The organism is Gordonia pseudamarae (genome assembly GCF_025273675.1).
Taxonomy (GTDB): Bacteria; Actinomycetota; Actinomycetes; order Mycobacteriales; family Mycobacteriaceae; genus Gordonia; species Gordonia pseudamarae.
Genome location: NZ_CP045809.1, coordinates 4,670,279 through 4,686,819 on the forward strand (window position 1 = coordinate 4,670,279; position 16,541 = coordinate 4,686,819).

Consider the following 16,541-nt stretch of genomic DNA (forward strand, 5'->3'; position numbering starts at 1 on the left):
GCTCACGTATCCACTCCCAGGTGCGTGCGTACGGCACCGGCGATCTCGTCGGTGTTGTCGAAGACTTGCGGCAGAACCTTGGCGATGGTGCCGTCGGCGCGGATCAGAATCGTGGACGGGAAGACCCGGGGGGCACGCAGAGCGGCGGCGATCCTGCCGTCGGTGTCGAGCGTGGCCGGCAGGTGCACACCGAGTTCGGTGAGGAACTTCAGTACCAGATACGGGTTGTTCGCGCCCTCTTTGGCGTGCACGGTCAGGACGTTGATCCTGCTGCCCGCGCGGGTGGCGTAGTCGGCGAGGATCGGCAACTCCTGGCGACACGGATAGCACCAGGTGGCCCACATGTTGACCAGCAACGGGGTACCCGCCGTCGCGTCGCCCAGGTCGTAGGTCCGGCCGGTGCCCAGACATTCGGCGACGATTCCGGCCAGCGCCGCGTTCGCGCCCGGTGTCGAGGCCGGTGCCGGGCAGTCGGCGAGCGCTGCCTCGGTGCGCGCGCCGGCGAGTTGGCCGGTGTCGACCGGAACGCTGGTCCGGGTGCCGACGGTGGTGGTCGTGTCGGCATCGATCGCCGGGCTGTTGTCGCCGCGCGGCCAGATCGCCGCCAGCAGGGCCACCATCACCACGATGAACACGACGGTCCAGCGGGCGGCGGGCGGAAAGCGCGGCGGGCGCCCTCCGGTCGCGGTGCCGGCCGCCTCCGATGATGTGTTGCCCGGCTCGGTGTTCGTCGAGTCCGGGTCGGCTGGTTCGTTCGTCATGGCTCGATAACCGCGTCACCGATCCCGGCCAGCGCCAGCAGATGTGGGGTTTCCGGCCCTTTCACGAGCGCGGCCGCGGTACGTTTGTCGACCGGGCCTTCGCCGTACGACGGGCAGTCCTTGGCCAGCACGCACACCCCGCACGCCGGTGTACGGGCGTGGCAGACCCGGCGGCCGTGGAAGATGACGCGGTGGGACAGGTCGGTCCATTCCTTGCGTTCGATGAGTTCACCGACGACCCGTTCCACTTTCACCGGGTCGGTCTCCTCGGTCCACCGCCAGCGCCGCACGAGTCGCCCGAAATGGGTGTCCACGGTGATGCCGGGGACACCGAAGGCGTTGCCGAGGACGACGTTGGCCGTCTTGCGGCCGAACCCGGGCAGAGTGACCAGTTCTTCGAGGGTACCCGGGACCTCACCGCCGAACCGGCTGATCAGGGCCTGCCCGAGTCCGATGATCGAGTTGGCCTTGTTGCGGTAGAAACCGGTGGACCTGATCATCTCTTCGAGTTCGGTGCGGTCGGCCTCCGCGTAGGCGCGGGCGTCGGGGTAGGCGGCGAACAGTGCGGGCGTGACCTGATTGACCCGGACGTCGGTGCACTGCGCCGACAGAATGGTGGCCACCGACAGTTCGAGCGGGGTGGTGAAGTCGAGCTCGCAGTAGACGTGCGGAAACGCGAGCCGGAGGGTGCGGTTCATCCGGCGCGCACGACGCACCAGACCCAGCCGGGTCTCGTCGCTGCGGCGATTGACCGACCTCACCTGCGTCGTCGTTCGGGAACTCATCATGTTCAGACTAGTGGTTCATCGCCGGCTGGCGCGCCGGACGCCTCGCGCCGACGGTTCCCCGCCCCGATGGTGGTGACGGGGCACTTTTCCCCGGCGCCGGCACCCGCGACCTACACAATGACCGCCGTCACCATACTCTGGGGTCGGTCGGCGGCGGGCCGCGGCGTGTCATCCACACGGTTGATAACAAGTCGGTGACAGCACGGCTCTGGGTTTCGCCCGCGGGGTGCCGATTGTGTTTACTGTCCGTATGCAAGGGCTCGCCGCGTTGCTCGTCCCCGCCGTACTCATGCTGTTCGCCGTCGCGATGGACAGGGTGCAGTGCCGCATCGACAGGCTCTCCGTGTCCCCGGCGCACGTCGATGAGTTTCTGGCCGATGCCGACGACGAGGCTGTCAACAACCTCGCCAAGACCGGACTGCCGGCCGCACTCGACGAACTGCGGGACCGCCGCGCCGGCCGCGACGACATCCTGACCGGGTCCGGCGAGACCGACCTGCACGCCACGCCCAGCTTCCGCGCCAGCTGAAGGTTTCCTTTTCCGGTTCGCCCGATTGATCCGGCCCGATTCGTTCGTTTCGGGCGCCGATTCACCGCAACAGGATCCACCGCAATACCGCCTTGTCGAGATCCGAACACGGCATTGACGCACAAGTGACCCATCCAACACTTATGCTTGGTGCCGGAGTAGCCTGTCACCCTGAGTTGGGTGATCGAATGAGAAAGGTTCCTAGTGGAGGAAGTACTGGCGCGGGCGGGCATATTTCAGGGGGTCGAGCCCTCCGCCGTCGCGGCGCTCACCAAAGAACTTCAACCGGTCGATTTTCCTCGTGGACATGTGATCTTCCACGAGGGTGAGCCGGGTGATCGCCTGTACATCATCCTGTCGGGCAAGGTCAAGGTCGGCCGCCGGTCGGCCGATGGCCGTGAGAACCTGCTGACCATCATGGGCCCGTCGGACATGTTCGGTGAGCTGTCGATCTTCGACCCGGGTCCACGTACGTCGTCGGCCACCACGGTCACCGAGGTGCGTGCGGTCTCGATGGACCGCGACGCGCTCCGTAAGTGGATTCAGGATCGGCCGGAGATCGCCGAACAGTTGCTGCGCGTGCTGGCTCGCCGCCTGCGCCGCACCAACAACAACCTGGCGGACCTGATCTTCACCGACGTGCCGGGTCGTGTCGCCAAGCAGTTGCTACAACTCGCCCAGCGCTTCGGCACGCAGGAGGCCGGTGCGCTGCGCGTCACCCACGATCTCACGCAGGAGGAGATCGCCCAGTTGGTCGGCGCTTCCCGTGAGACCGTCAACAAGGCGCTGGCCGATTTCGCCCAGCGTGGCTGGCTGCGGCTGGAGGGCAAGAGCGTGCTGATCGCCGATTCGGAGCGTCTGGCCCGCCGCGCCCGCTGACGATCCGCGTTCGCACACCGATACGGCGATGCCCGTCACCGAGTGGTGGCGGGCATCGCCGTATTGTGACCTGCCGGCATGGTGATCTGCCGGGTTTGTGACCTGGCCCGTCAGATGTCGCGCAGATACTCCAGTTGCGCTTTCACCGACATCTTCGCCGCGGGCCACAGCTTCTTGTCGACGTCGGCGTACACCCGGCGCACCACCTTCATCGGTTTGACCTCGTTCGGCGACTTACCCATCTCATCGAGCGCGGCCACGATCTGGTCGATCCGCTCCTCGCGGTGTGCCTTGTAGTAGCGGGCGACGGGGATGAGAGCCGGATGGTCGGGGCCGTGCGCGGGCAGCAGGTGACACTGCTCCCCCTCGACGATGAGCCGGTTGAGCGAGTTCATGTAGTCGCGCAGGCCACCGTCGGCGGGGTCGAGGACGGTGGTACCGCTGCCGAGGATCGTGTCGCCGGTGAGCATCGCCCTGTCGTCGCCGTGTTCGATGAGGAAGCTCACCGAGTCCCCGGAATGCCCGGGCGTGAACAGCACCGTGATCGTGAGCCCGGCCGCCTCGATGACCTCCCGGTCACGCAGCGGCGGCGCGTCACGGCAGTGTTCGTCGAGTCGGGCCCGGGTCGGCGTCCCGGTGCGCTTGTAGAGCTTCGGGATCGCGCCGACATGGTCGAAGTGGCGGTGCGTGATCAGGGTCAGCACGATGCCGGGCTGTCGTGCGATTCGTTTGACGTGTTTGCCGTGCCGGGGCGGGCCCGGGTCGACGATGACGCAGTCGGGATGGCCGGGGGCGCGCAACACATAGGTGTTGGTGCCGTCGAGTTCCATCATTCCGGGGTTGTCGCACAGCAACACCGAGGCAAACGGTGTCACCGGCCGCAGCACACCGTACGCGGGGTGGACAGGCGCCCCGTCACGGGCATCTTCGGTCATATTCCGCACACTACCGCCGCGAGGAATCCCATTCTTTGCACCCCTCACCTCGCTTGCACGGGCCTTCGTTGTGCGGGTCTTCCCTGTGCGGCCCCGCCGCGTCGGTTTCCGCCACACAGGTTTCCGCCACACAGGTTTCCGCCACGTACGGCTCAGGCATCGTGTCGGCCCGCTCGCGGTCTGCTTGACCGGTTCTGTCGAGCAGCAGGTAGCCCGCGGTGGCGAGCACCCCGACCCCGACGACGATCATCAGCGCGCCATACCCGAACACCCCCACCACCACCCCGGCGAGCGCCCCGGCCACGGCGGCGGCCAGCCCCATCGAGGAATCCGCGAGCCCGTGCGCGCCGAGCCGCGTCCGGTCGGGCACGCTCTCGCTCAGCAGTGTCGACGCCGCGACGGTGGTCGCCGACCAGCCCAGGCCGACCAGCGCCATCGCCACCACCAATCCCGCCCGAGTGCCCGCGCCGTGGTGTTCGGTTCCGGCGAAGCACAGCCCGACGACGCAACTGGCCAGCAGTACGGCCTGCCCGGCCAGCATCAGCGGCACCCGGCCGAATCTGTCCGCCGCCAGCCCCATCAGCGGCGAGAGGGCGTACATCCCGGCCAGGTGTGCGCTCACCGACAGCCCGATGATGTTCAGGGTCGCGCCGCCGTGCGCGAGGTGCACCGGGGTCAGCGACATCGCCCCCACCATCACCGCGTGTGTTGACAGCAACGCGACGAAGCCGTTGCGCGAGGCCGCCGATGCTCTGACCGTTCGCCACACCTCACCCAGCCGCGATGACGCTTGCCGTGGTGCGGCGGGTGTCCGGGTGTGCGCGATGAGCAGTGGATCCGGTCGTAGCCCGGCGGCCAGCACCGTGCCGGCGAGCAGGAACGTGCCCGCACCGATCACGAACGGCCCGGCCAGATCGGCGATTCCGAGCAGATGGGCGAGATCGGCGCCGACCCCGGTGATCGACGGCCCGATCACCGCGCCGACCGTCGTCATCCACACCACCAGCGACAGATCCCGTCCCGCCGACCCCGGTGCCGACAGGTCGGTGGCGGCAAAACGCGCCTGGAGACTGACCGCGCCGCCGCAGCCGCACATCGCCATGGCCACCAGGAACAGCGCGAAGATGTGGAGGTCGATGGCGAGGGCGGCCAGCAGCGCGCCGACCGAGGCGACGAAGAAGCCTCCGGCCAGCGCGGGCCTGCGACCACGACGGCGGGCCGCCGCGGCGAGTGGCAGGGCGACCGCTGCCGCGCCGAGAGTGGTTGCGGTGCCCGGTAATCCGGCGAAGGTCTCACTGCCCGACAGTTTGGCGCCGGCCACGCCCGCCAGCGCCAGCGAGGTCCCGGTGGACACACCGCCGAGGATCTGTCCGGCGCACAGCAGGGTGAGCGTGCGGGTTTGCGCGCGTCGTATTTCGGGTGGGGTTGTCATCATTTCCCCACCTTCCGTCCGCGTCGATCTGCGTGGGCGCGTTCACCCTTGCCGAGGTCGGCCTGCTGAGCGGCCTGACCGCCACCACTCACTGGCGTGACGCCGCCGCCCTCCAGGCCCGCTACCCGCAGGTCGACGTCGACCCATCGGTCCTGTTCGTCGACAGTGGCACCGTGCTGACCAGTGCGGGCCTGGCCGCCGGTATCGATCTGTGCCTGCACATGGTGGAGCAGGATTTCGGGGCCGAGGTCGCCCTGGATGCCGCCCGGCGCACCGTCGTGGCCACCCGGCGCCCCGGTGGCCAGGCGCAGTTCATGCCGCCCGACCACGGAACGATACCTGTCGGACCGCCGAACCTGCAGGCGCACAGCGCTCTTTCGGCCGCGACGGCCTGGGCGCTGACCAATCTCGACCAGCCGATCACCACCGCCGATCTCGCCCGCCGGGCATCAATGTCGTTGCGCACCTTCAACAGACAATTCACCACCACTTACGGGATGAGCCCGGGCCGTTGGCTCGCCGGGCAGCGCATTCTCGTCGCCACCCGACTGCTCGAGCGTACCGACCAGTCGATCGACCGGATCGCCGCCGCGGTGGGGCTGAGTCCCACCGCCCTGCGTACCCAATTCCGCAACCGGATGTCGTTGTCCCCAGTGGCTACCGCGACAGCTTCACACCGTCCGTGTCATAGTCGTTCGCACCCGGACCCGGAGCCGGCGAACACCTTCCGCCGATTCCGGCCACAAGAAGCCCCACCGACGCACCTGCGCACATCGGTGGGGTCTTTGATGGCCGGAAGGGTCAGGCGACCTCGACGATCAGCTCCACCTCGACGGGTGCGCCGAGCGGCAGTTCGGCCACGCCGACGGCCGAGCGGGCGTGCACACCGGCGTCGCCGAAGATCTCGCCGAGGACCTCGGATGCACCGTTGATGACCTTGGGCTGCCCGGTGAATCCGGGGGCCGAGGCCACGAAACCGACGACCTTGACCACGCGCACGATCGAGTCGAGACCGACGAGGGCGTCAACGGCCGCCAGCGCGTTGAGCGCGCACTGACGGGCTCCCGCATAGGCGTCGTCTGGACTCACGATCCCTTCGGCGGTTTCGCTGACCTTGCCGGTGATCGACAGCGTGCCGTCGACGATGGGTAGCTGCCCCGATGTGTAGACCAGATCGCCGGTGCGCACCGCGGGCACGTAGGCGGCGACCGGTGTGGCGACGGCCGGCAGGGTGATCCCGAGGTCGGCCAGGCGCTGGGTCCAGCTCATAGGCTCAGCCTTTCGGTCGTTTGAGGTAGGCGACGTGCTGTTCGCCGGTCGGGCCGGGCAGCACACTGACCAGCTCCCAGCCGTCGGTGCCCCACTGATCCAGAATCTGTTTGGTGGCGTGGGTCAGCAGCGGCACGGTCACGTACTCCCATGCGGTGAGTTCACTCATGGGACCTACATTAACCGGCGACGTGTTCCGACTAAGGTGATCGTGTGGTCAATGAGGCACCCGTAACGTCCCCCGTCACTCCGCTCGCCCCGGCGACGGACGCGGCATCACAGACGGACGCGGCATCACAGACGGACAGCTGGCCCGCCGCCGCCAGTCGCGCGCGGCTGCATTTCGTGTCCGGCAAAGGCGGCACCGGTAAGACGACCGTCGCCGCCGCGCTGGCTCTGGCGCTGGCGGCCGGCGGCAAGAAGGTTCTGCTGGTGGAGGTGGAAGGCCGACAGGGTATCGCGCAACTGTTCGATCTCCCCCCGTTGCCGCCGACCGACACCCGGATCGCCACCGCGGAAGGCGGTGGCGAGGTGTCCGCGCTGGCCATAGACATAGAACACTCGCTGCTCGAATACCTGGACATGTTCTACAACCTGGGTTTCGCGGGCCGGGCGATAAAGCGGATCGGCGCCATCGATTTCGTGACGACGGTGGCACCCGGACTTCGCGACGTCATCATCACCGGCAAGATCAAGGAACGGATCATCGCCGTCGACAAGCAGGGCAAGGCACGCTACGACGCAGTGGTGGTGGACTCCCCGCCGACCGGACGCATCGGCTCGTTCCTGGATGTGACCAAGGCGATGGCCGATCTGGCGAAATCGGGTCCGATCCGCAACCAGAGCGAGGGTGTGGTGCGGCTGCTGCACTCGGATCAGACCGTCGTGCACCTGGTGACGCTGCTGGAGGCGATGCCGATCCAGGAGACCGTCGAGGCTATCGACGAGTTGCACAGCAAGGAGCTGACGATCGGAACGGTCCTGGTCAACCGGGTGCGCGAGCCGCTGCTACCCGAAGCCGAGATCGATGACATCGCGGACGGGCACATCGACGCCGTCCGCATCAAGGAACACCTGGCCGACGCCGGGTTCCACGCGGCCGACGCCGATATGGCCGGGCTGCTGACCGAGACCATCGACTACGCGCGCAGACATCAGGCTCAGCAGATCGCGCGTGGACAGTTGGACAACGTGGATCTGCCGATCCTGGATCTGCCGGAGATCGGCGACGGTATCGATTTGGGTGCGGCGTACGAGTTGGCAGGCGTCCTACGGAAGGTTGGTGCGTAGATGGCCGTCGATCTGAAGATGGCGTCGGTCCTCAAGGATCCGGGCACCCGTGTGGTGATCTGCTGCGGCGCGGGCGGTGTCGGCAAGACGACGACGGCCGCCGCGATGGCACTGTATGCCGCCGAGCAGGGACGCCGGGTCGCGGTGCTGACGATCGATCCGGCGCGCCGGTTGGCGCAGTCGCTGGGGATGACCGCGCTCACCAACGAGCCGCAGCCGGTGCCGTTGGACTGCGCCGGGTCACTGGACGCGATGATGCTGGACATGCGCCGCACCTTCGACGACATGGTGATGGAGCATTCGACGCCTGACCGGGCCGCGGCGATCCTGGAGAACTCCTTCTATCAGACCGTCGCATCGTCGTTCTCGGGTACGCAGGAGTACATGGCGATGGAGAAGCTCGGCAAGCTGCTCTCCGAGGACCGCTGGGACCTGATCGTCGTCGACACACCGCCGTCGCGGAACGCCCTCGACTTCCTGGACGCGCCGAAACGATTGGGATCTTTTCTGTCGGGGCGACTGATGAAGGTGCTGGTCGGCGGCGGCCGCGGCGTGGGCCGCATGGTGACCGGTGCGATGAGCCTGGCGATGCGCGGTATCTCGACGATCATCGGCGGCGACATGCTGCGCGATGTGGCGATGTTCGTGCAGTCGCTCGATTCGATGTTCGGCGGCTTCCAGGAGCGGGCGCTGCAAACCTATGAGCTGCTCAAACAGCCCGGCACCCGGTTCGTGGTGGTGGCCGCCGCGGAGGCCGACGCCCTGCGCGAGGCCGCGTTCTTCGTCGACCGGCTGTCGGAGGAGTCGATGCCGCTGGCGGGTCTCATCCTCAACCGGACGCACCCGAATCTGACGTCGGTCACCGATACGTCGGTGCAGGTGGCTCTGGATCAGGTATCGGACGAGCTGACCCGGGGTGTGCTCACCATTCACGCCGACCGGGCCGCGACGGCCCGCCGCGAGCTGCACCTGTTGCAGCGGTTCACCGCCTCCCACCCGGCGGTCCCGATCGTCGGTGTTCCCGCCCTCCCATTCGAGGTCGCCGACAAGGCGGCACTGGAGGCGGTGGCGGAGCAGATCGTCAGCCGGGGGTAAGCACCCCCGGACGTCGCCCCCTGGCCCGCAGGGCCGGCGATCGGCGAGCCTGCGAGCGGGTGCCACCTACACCGTCCGGCGGGCCGTCGTGTTCTGGACTGACGAGTGAGCCGGGTGAGGAACGAGCCCGCGCGAACGAGGAGGGAAGAACACGACTCCGGGCCCGCAGGACTCGCGATCCGCGAGCCTGCGAGCGGGCGCAGATTACACCGTCCGGCGGGCCGTCGTGTTCTGGACTGACGAGTGAGCCGGGTGAGGAACGAGCCCGCGCGAACGAGGAGGGAAGAACACGACTCCGGGCCCGCAGGACTCGCGATCCGCGAGCCTGCGAGCGGGCGCAAATTACACAGCCTGGCGGCGTTTTTGTGCTTCGAAGAATTCCGACCAGGAGGTGACTTCGGGGTGCTGGCGCAGGAGGGCGCGGCGCTGTCGTTCGGTCATCCCGCCCCAGACGCCGAATTCGACTCGGTTGTCGAGGGCGTCGGCGCCGCATTCGAGTTGCACCGGGCAGTGTCGGCAGATGGTGGCCGCTTTGCGCTGGGCAGCGCCGCGGACGAACAGTTCGTCGGGGTCGCCTCCGCGGCATCTGGCCTGGGAAACCCACAATTGCCGATCTTCTCCAATGAAAACCGCCGCTGTCGCCATCCGCCGACCCCTTCCTTCGCCCTGTCTCAGCGTCTGCGCAGTTCGATCGCGTCGTGATGCCGGGCGGGTAAGCCCTGGCGAAACCACAACCACAACGAGTACTGCACCACTCTGGAAATCGAATGTTACGTGAGTCACATTCGATCCTTAATTTAGGGTTCCACGATTGCGTACGCAAGCCCTGGAGCCAACAAAAGTGGGACCACCGTCCAAACAGACGACAGTGGCGCTCCGACTGCCGGTGAGACGCAGGTGGCGGGTGGCTCGCTGGGCCCGGAAGTTTGGCGACATCACATAATCGACACGTATCCTGTGGGCGTGTTGCTGCTGAAGAAGTTCTGGCCTCTGACCTGGGCGTGCCTGCTCGCAGGAGTCCTGGTCGCCGGATTGCTCTACCCCGTCGCCAGCGGATTGGGGGTCCTCTCGAATCGGGCTGTGGCGGCTGTGGAGAACGTGTCGTCGGAGTTGGTGGACGGCACGATGCCCGAGGTCACGACGATGACGGATGCCAACGGCAGGCCGATCGCCGTCCTCTACGACCAGTACCGCACCCAGGTCGGGTACAACGACATCTCGCCGAACATGATCCGCGCGATCATCTCCGTCGAGGACCGCCGGTTCCTGGAGCACGACGGGGTGGACTGGAAGGGCACTATCCGCGCCGCGCTGAAGAACTCGTCGTCGGGCGAGGTTCAGCAGGGCGCCTCGACGCTCGATCAGCAGTACATCAAGAACTATCAGCTGCTCGTCCTGGCACGGACAGAAGCCGAACGCGAGGCGGCGGTGGAGACCACCCCGGCACGCAAGCTCCGCGAGGTACGGATGGCGTTGACGATGGAGCAGACGCTCCGCGACCAGGCCAAACGGGAAAAGGGTCTGAGCGATGCCGCCGCCAAGCAGGAGGCCAAGAAGCAGATCGTCACCCGCTATCTGAACGTGGTTCCGTTCGGCAACAACGCCTATGGCATCGAGGCCGCCGCGCAGACGTACTTCGGCAAGAAGGCCAAGGATCTGACGTTGGCCGAGTCGGCGATGCTCGCCGGCATCGTCCAGTCGAGTGAGGCACTGAACCCGTACTCCAACGCCGAGGGCGCCAAGGAACGCCGCAACACGGTGCTCGACACGATGCTCACCAATTTCCCCGACATGCGCGCGGAGATCGAGCAGGCGCAGGCCGAACCGCTGGGGGTTCTCCCTAAGCCGCGTACCCCGCAGCAGGGGTGTATCTCTGCGGGCAGCGATGGCTTCTTCTGCGACTACGCCTTGCAGTTCCTCGCCGAGAACGGACTCTCCCGCAACACGGTGTTGCGCGGTGGCTACATCATCCGCACCACCCTCGACCCACAGGTGCAGCAGCTCACCACCCGCGCGGCACAGTCCCAGGCGAGCCCGAGCGCCGAAGGCGTCGCCGACGTGATGAACGTGATCCGCCCCGGTAAGAAGTCACACGATGTGCTGGCGATGGCGTCGAGCCGTTTCTACGGTCTCGACAGCAATGCCGAGCACACGGTGCAGCCACAGCCCTTTTCGATGGTCGGTGACGGTGCCGGTTCGATCTTCAAGATCTTCACGGTCGCCGCGGCGATGGAGAAGGGGCTCGGTGCGAGCGCACAGATCTCGGTGCCCGCGTCGATCGCGGTGGAGGGCATGGGTTCGTCCGACGGCGCCAACGGCTGCCCCGCGGGCATGTACTGCGTTCGCAACGACGGCAGGTATCCGGCGACGATGTCGATCACGCAGGCGCTCGCGATGTCGCCGAACACCGCGTTCGTGAATCTGCTACAGCAGGTGGGTGTGAAGCCGACCGTCGACATGGCGGTGCGCCTGGGCCTGCGGTCCTACAACAGTCCGGGCACGTCCGGGTACGGCGACAAGTCGATCGCCTCGTACGTCAAGGACGGGAACCTGGGTTCGTTCACGCTCGGCCCGACCGCGGTCAACACACTGGAGTTGTCCAATGTCGCGGCCACTCTCGCCTCGGGTGGCGTGTGGTGTCCGCCCAATCCGATCGCCTCGATCAGCAGCATCAAACGCGACAAGTACGGCAACCCGATGCTCGACGCGAAGGGCAATCCGGCGCTGGTGCCGGTGCCGTTCAATCCTCCCGGATGCGAGCAGGTCGTCGAGGAGGGACTGGCGAACACACTGGCGTTCGTGATGGGTCAGGATCACATCGGTGGTACGGCCGCCGGTGCGGCGAACAGCAGCGGCTGGACGTTGCCCATGTCGGGCAAGACGGGTACGACCGAGGCGCACCGCTCGTCGGCGTTCCTCGGTTTCACCAATCAGCTCGCGGGTGCGGCGTACGTGTACAACGACGGCCCGAACCCGTCGGGCATCTGCAGTAGCCCGCTGCGGCAGTGCTACGACGGCGACCTGTACGGCGGCATGGAACCGGCCCGCACGTGGTTCCAGGCGATCGGGCCGATCGCGACCAAGTTCGGCCCGGTGCGTCTGGCCAGGCCGGACCCCCAGTTCATGGCCGGTAACGACAAGGGCCGGGTGCCTCAGGTGGCGGGGCTGCCGGCGAGTTCGGCCAAGTCGCGTCTGCAGGCGGCCGGGTTCAAGGTGGTCGAGGTGGAGGTCGACAGTCCGCGTCCGCAGGGCACGGTGGTGACGACCACCCCGTCGGGTTCGGCGATGCCGGGCAGCACGATCACCATGTCGGTGTCCAACGGGCGTCAGCGCGCGAGCCGTAGCCGTCCACCCACCAGCACCATGGTCGACGTCCCCGGCATCGGCCCGGTGGAGGTCGAACTCCCCGGAGGTTGATCCGCAGTATCGCGGGCTGTCGTTGTCTGGACTGAGGAATGAGCCGGGCGACGAAGGAGCCCGCGCGAATGACGAGGGAAGACGACGACTTGTGGCCCGCAGGACCCGCGATCCGCGAGCTTGCGAGCGGGCGCCATAGTGCGGTCCGGCGGGCTGTCGTTGTCTGGACTGAGGAATGAGCCGGGCGACGAAGGAGCCCGCGCGAATGACGAGGGAAGACGACGACTTGTGGCCCGCAGGACCCGCGATCCGCGAGCTTGCGAGCGGGCGCCATATTGCGGAGTAGTCTGTGACGATGGTTGCCTTTGACACAAACTTTCGGGTGCCGGTCTCCGGCGAGGCCGCTGTGCGCGCAGTTGCCGGGTTGGCGGGGCTTGCGGCCGGTGGGTTGTTCTATTCGACGGTGATCGAGCGCAATGCGTTCACGTTGCGGCATACGACGATGTCCGTGTTGGAGCCTGGTGCGACGCCGTTGCGGGTGTTGCATATCAGTGATCTGCATATGGTGCCGCGGCAGCGTCTGAAGCAGGCGTGGTTGTCGGAGTTGGATGCGCTGGAGCCTGATCTGGTGGTGAACACGGGCGACAATCTGTCGCATCCGGCGGCGGTGCCGGCGGTGGTGCAGTCGTTGGGCGGGTTGTTGTCGCGGCCGGGCTTGTTCGTGTTCGGGTCGAATGATTATTTCGGCCCGAAGCCGAAGAATCCGTTCAAGTATTTCAAGAAGAACCACAAGCGCACCCATGGTGATCCGTTGCCGTGGCAGGATTTGCGGGCGGCGTTCGTGGAACGCGGCTGGTTGGATGCGACGCACACGATCCGTGAGCTTGAGGTGAGCGGGGTGCGGATCGCGGCGGCGGGTGTCGACGATCCGCATATCGAGCGGGACCGCTATGAGACCGTGGCCGGGCGACCGAATCCGTTGGCGCATCTGCGGTTGGGGTTGACGCATTCGCCGGAGCCGCGGGTGTTGGACAGTTTCGCCGCCGATGGTTACGACCTGGTGTTGGCGGGTCATACGCATGGCGGTCAGTTGTGTTTGCCGTTCTATGGCGCTCTGGTTACCAATTGCCATATTGACCGGTCGCGGGTGAAGGGTCCGTCGAATTGGGGTTCGACGATGAAGTTGCATGTGAGTGCTGGTATCGGTACGTCGCCGTATGCCCCGGCCCGTTTCTGTTGCCGCCCTGAGGCGAGTTTGTTGACGTTGACCCCGGTGTCGCATGGCGATGCCGATTTCGATGAGGCCTACTCACTCCCTCCCGCCACGGTAGGCAAGGAGCCCATCAAACGCTGAATCATGCGGCGGGCCTCGGCTCACGTCAGCGTCAGGCCGATGCCGGGGCGACAACGTGTTTGGTCGCCCAGTCGGGTTGGTTTTCTTGCCCCGACCCCGTTCTGGAGCGACGACACGCGAGCGAGGAACGAGCCCCGCGTGTCGGAGTGAAGAACGGGGAACAAGGGGCAAGAAAACCAGGCCCGCCGCATTATCTCGACGTGGCTGTTTCGGCTCTGCGGATGATCACTTCCATTGTCGACCAGGTCTGCACCGGGACCGGTCCGCCTTCTTCCTGGACGGTTCCGTGGACCCATTTGATGCCGAGGGATGCGGCTTGGGCGGCCGCGTTGTGGGTGGTGGTGAAGTCGAAGGTGCGTCCGCCGAAGGTGAGACGCGCTGAGACGGGCTGTGATTCGCCGTTCTCGCGGTCTTCCCAGAGGACTTTCGATTCGACGTCGTCGTTGGTGGCGATGATGGGGTCGAATCCTTGGCGGTGCCAGGTGGCGGTCGCGTAGCCGCCGGCGCCGAGCATGGCGTTGCCGGTTTCCCAGGTGCCGTCCTCGTGGATGGCGCCCCACACGAACCAGTAGTGCTCGAGTTGGGCGATCTTGGAGAGTTGGGCGCTGAGGCCGGGGATGCAGTACATGCGGTCGATACCGCCGTAGCCGCCGGTGATCGTGCTGCCGTTGACGGAGCCGGTGATCGAACAGCCGGTGCTGGTGTACCCGACGGGGTCGGGGTCGCCGGGAACGTCGATGCGGGTGACGTTGCCGGGGAGGGGGGTGAGTTCGATGTCGACGACGTCTTCTTCCTGCCAGATGTATTTCGTCGGCGACAGGGAGATGTTCATGGGGTGCTTGACCATCATGTCGAAGTTGGCGGGCGTGATGCGGCGCCGTTCTCCGCGGCCGAGCCAGACGGCGGGGCCCCAGTAGAGGTCGTGCTCGCCGGGGATGCGGATGCCGCGGGGTTTTTCCCATATGTCGGTGGGGCATTCGTGGACGGTGAAGTCGTAGGCACAGCTCTGGGAGACGCTGCGGACGACTTCGTAGCGTTTGCCGTCTTCGGTGTCGACCATCGCCCAGAGGAACGACAGGTCGTTGTGCAGCCCGGGGAACTGCTTGTCGCCGGTGGAGTGGTCTTGGGTGGATGCGTCCACCAGCGATACGTCGGCGATGATGTCGGCGTTTTCGACGTCGAACGAGGACATGGGTGCGTACCTTTCCTATCGATAATTTTACACAGTGTCAGCTTTTTCCATACGGTGTGTCAAGGGTGATGCTCTGCCGGTATCGTCGACCACGTGAGTGAGCCCGCAACCACCCGCGCCGTCGGCGATCGTCGCGCGTCGAGCAAGGGCGACGCGCAACGGGCGCGCATCATCGACGCCCTGGTGGAACTCCTCCGAACCCATCCGATCTCCGAGGTGTCGGTCCAGGGGATCGCCAAGCAGGCGGGCATCACCCGGCCGACGTTCTACGTGTACTTCGAGTCCAAGTACACCGTTCTGGCCGCCGCCGTCGATGACGTGTGGAAGCAGTTCGCGATCACCAAATCCCCGATGTCGGCGGTAGATCCGCGGCTTCCGCCGGCCGAGATGACGCGCCGGCTCACCGGCAACGCGGTACGTGTGTGGGGCGCGCATCATCGACTCATCGCGGCCGCCCTGGAGGCACGGTCGTCCGACGATCAGCTCGCCCGGCTGTGGGACGGGCTACTCGAACAGAACTGCGAGCAGATCCGCGGCGTCCTGGAACTCCTACGCGCGGCGGGTCGTATCCGGCCCGCCTCCGACGACCTGACCGCCCTCGTCGAGGCGTTGTTCGGGATGACGGTGTGGTCGCTGGTCAACAGCACCTGGACCGACGAGGGTCCGGACGGCAACGATTCCGACAGCAACGATCCCGACAGCGACGATCCGGACCGGCGGCCGGCGGACACCGCCCGCGAACACCTCATCGAGGTGATCTCGGCGATCTGGCTGGTATCGATCTGGGGGATATCGCCTGATTCGGACGCCCGACCGGGCGGCCGTATCGGCTGACCGCCGCCGGCCGATACGGCCCCGCACGACCTGCCCGGTCGTCGGTTATTGTTCTCTGATGCCGCCACACTTCGGAGGTCTCCTGAGCGCGTCTCCGCTTACCCGGATGTCCCCTGAGACCGCCCGTGCCCGCATCACCGATGTCAACGATGGCATCATGGCCGTGGCCGGGATGAGTTTGGGCCTGGCGGGTGCCGATGTCGAACGCACCACCACTTTCGCGGTCATCACGATCAGTGCGGTGGTGGGTGCGCTGTCGGTGCTGGGCGCCGAACTCGGCGAGGCCTTTGCTCAGCGTGAGGCCGAGATCGCCACGGCCGCCGAAGAACAACGCCTGCTCGACCTCCAGCCCGAGGAGGAGATCGCCGAGCTCGTCGACTGGTTTGTGGCCAAAGGCGTTTCAGAAGAGACCTCCCGCCAGGTGGCCGTGGAGCTTTCGGAGGCCGATGCACTTTCCGCGCAGTTGGAGATCGAGTACGGCATCCGGGAGATGACCAGTTCCCGCGACGCCTGGACCGACGGGATCTCGGCGGGGGTCGGCTTCTTGATCGGCGCGCTCGCCCCCGTCCTGATCGCCTATCTCCTGCCGATCGGGTGGCGTGAGGAATGGACGATCGTCGCGGCCATCGTCTCACTGACGGTCACCTCGTTCGTCCTGGCGCGTTCGGGCAGATCCGATATCCGCAAGACCGTGGCCCGCTCGGTCATCATGGGCGCGGGCACACTCGCGGTGTCCCATATTCTGGGCGACTGGCTGATCTGAAGGCACTCCCAGAAGAAGTACACACAGAAGCAGTATCCACACAGAGGGCGTATCCGCAGGGGA

The 16,541-nt window shown here is 66.5% G+C and carries 16 protein-coding genes and 1 pseudogene; 9 read left to right on the forward strand and 8 right to left on the reverse strand.

The annotated features are described in order from the left end of the window. Positions 1-2: 2 nt before the first annotated feature. Both GII31_RS20395 and nth read right to left on the reverse strand, forming a co-directional pair. Entirely contained in the window at positions 3-761 is a 759-nt protein-coding gene (locus GII31_RS20395; protein ID WP_213245140.1) for a TlpA disulfide reductase family protein, read from the reverse strand. Next, a complete protein-coding gene (gene nth / locus GII31_RS20400; RefSeq protein WP_213245141.1) occupies positions 758-1,546 on the reverse strand; it encodes an endonuclease III in 789 nt (262 codons plus the stop codon). The genes GII31_RS20395 and nth overlap by 4 nt, the downstream gene beginning before the upstream one ends. 253 nt (positions 1,547-1,799) lie before the next feature. On the opposite strand from nth, the gene GII31_RS20405 reads away from it, so the two are divergent. Both GII31_RS20405 and GII31_RS20410 read left to right on the forward strand, forming a co-directional pair. After that, positions 1,800-2,078 (forward strand): hypothetical protein, encoded by a 279-nt coding sequence (locus tag GII31_RS20405; protein WP_213245142.1) that lies wholly within the window; start codon positions 1,800-1,802, stop codon positions 2,076-2,078. A gap of 204 nt (positions 2,079-2,282) precedes the next feature. Beyond that, positions 2,283-2,957 carry a Crp/Fnr family transcriptional regulator gene (locus tag GII31_RS20410; protein WP_005185087.1) on the forward strand — a complete coding sequence of 225 codons (675 nt, stop codon included), beginning with the start codon at positions 2,283-2,285 and terminating at the stop codon, positions 2,955-2,957. Between the two features lie 110 nt (positions 2,958-3,067). On the opposite strand, the gene GII31_RS20415 is transcribed toward GII31_RS20410, so the two are convergent. Next, positions 3,068-3,892 carry an MBL fold metallo-hydrolase gene (locus GII31_RS20415; RefSeq protein ID WP_213245143.1) on the reverse strand — a complete coding sequence of 275 codons (825 nt, stop codon included), beginning with the start codon at positions 3,890-3,892 and terminating at the stop codon, positions 3,068-3,070. Between the two features lie 10 nt (positions 3,893-3,902). Further along, positions 3,903-5,327 (reverse strand): MFS transporter, encoded by a 1,425-nt coding sequence (locus GII31_RS20420; protein WP_213245144.1) that lies wholly within the window; start codon positions 5,325-5,327, stop codon positions 3,903-3,905. Between the two features lie 29 nt (positions 5,328-5,356). Between GII31_RS20420 and GII31_RS22675 the strand changes: the two are divergent. Continuing rightward, positions 5,357-5,974: pseudogene (locus tag GII31_RS22675) on the forward strand (GlxA family transcriptional regulator); the annotation flags it as partial. A 151-nt stretch (positions 5,975-6,125) separates the two neighbouring features. Here GII31_RS22675 and GII31_RS20430 read toward each other — a convergent pair. Then, a complete protein-coding gene (locus tag GII31_RS20430; RefSeq protein ID WP_246221977.1) occupies positions 6,126-6,593 on the reverse strand; it encodes a RidA family protein in 468 nt (155 codons plus the stop codon). A 4-nt stretch (positions 6,594-6,597) separates the two neighbouring features. Continuing rightward, entirely contained in the window at positions 6,598-6,762 is a 165-nt protein-coding gene (locus tag GII31_RS20435) for a DUF4177 domain-containing protein (RefSeq protein ID WP_213245146.1), read from the reverse strand. Positions 6,763-6,806: 44 nt separating this feature from the next. On the opposite strand from GII31_RS20435, the gene GII31_RS20440 reads away from it, so the two are divergent. Both GII31_RS20440 and GII31_RS20445 read left to right on the forward strand, forming a co-directional pair. Next, the gene (locus GII31_RS20440; RefSeq protein WP_407649854.1) at positions 6,807-7,883 is read left to right on the forward strand and encodes an ArsA-related P-loop ATPase; all 1,077 of its coding nucleotides are present in this window, start codon (positions 6,807-6,809) and stop codon (positions 7,881-7,883) included. Continuing rightward, positions 7,884-8,978 carry an ArsA family ATPase gene (locus GII31_RS20445; RefSeq protein WP_213245147.1) on the forward strand — a complete coding sequence of 365 codons (1,095 nt, stop codon included), beginning with the start codon at positions 7,884-7,886 and terminating at the stop codon, positions 8,976-8,978. A 342-nt stretch (positions 8,979-9,320) separates the two neighbouring features. Here GII31_RS20445 and GII31_RS20450 read toward each other — a convergent pair whose 3' ends face one another. Beyond that, positions 9,321-9,623, reverse strand: coding sequence for a WhiB family transcriptional regulator (locus GII31_RS20450; protein WP_213245148.1), 303 nt, complete (start codon positions 9,621-9,623; stop codon positions 9,321-9,323). A 324-nt stretch (positions 9,624-9,947) separates the two neighbouring features. Here GII31_RS20450 and GII31_RS20455 point away from each other — a divergent pair, with 324 nt between their 5' ends. Both GII31_RS20455 and GII31_RS20460 read left to right on the forward strand, forming a co-directional pair. Continuing rightward, a complete protein-coding gene (locus GII31_RS20455) occupies positions 9,948-12,395 on the forward strand; it encodes a penicillin-binding protein (protein ID WP_287383608.1) in 2,448 nt (815 codons plus the stop codon). 295 nt (positions 12,396-12,690) lie between these two features. Then, positions 12,691-13,689 carry a metallophosphoesterase gene (locus GII31_RS20460; RefSeq protein ID WP_213245149.1) on the forward strand — a complete coding sequence of 333 codons (999 nt, stop codon included), beginning with the start codon at positions 12,691-12,693 and terminating at the stop codon, positions 13,687-13,689. Positions 13,690-13,879: 190 nt separating this feature from the next. Here GII31_RS20460 and GII31_RS20465 read toward each other — a convergent pair whose 3' ends face one another. Then, on the reverse strand, positions 13,880-14,881 hold the full coding sequence (locus tag GII31_RS20465) for a hypothetical protein (protein WP_213245150.1): 1,002 nt from the start codon (positions 14,879-14,881) through the stop codon (positions 13,880-13,882). Between the two features lie 93 nt (positions 14,882-14,974). Here GII31_RS20465 and GII31_RS20470 point away from each other — a divergent pair, with 93 nt between their 5' ends. Next, positions 14,975-15,715 (forward strand): TetR/AcrR family transcriptional regulator, encoded by a 741-nt coding sequence (locus tag GII31_RS20470; RefSeq protein WP_213245151.1) that lies wholly within the window; start codon positions 14,975-14,977, stop codon positions 15,713-15,715. A gap of 106 nt (positions 15,716-15,821) precedes the next feature. Beyond that, complete coding sequence (locus tag GII31_RS20475) at positions 15,822-16,478, forward strand: VIT1/CCC1 transporter family protein (protein WP_213245152.1); 657 nt, start codon at positions 15,822-15,824, stop codon at positions 16,476-16,478. The last annotated feature ends 63 nt before the right edge of the window (positions 16,479-16,541 follow it).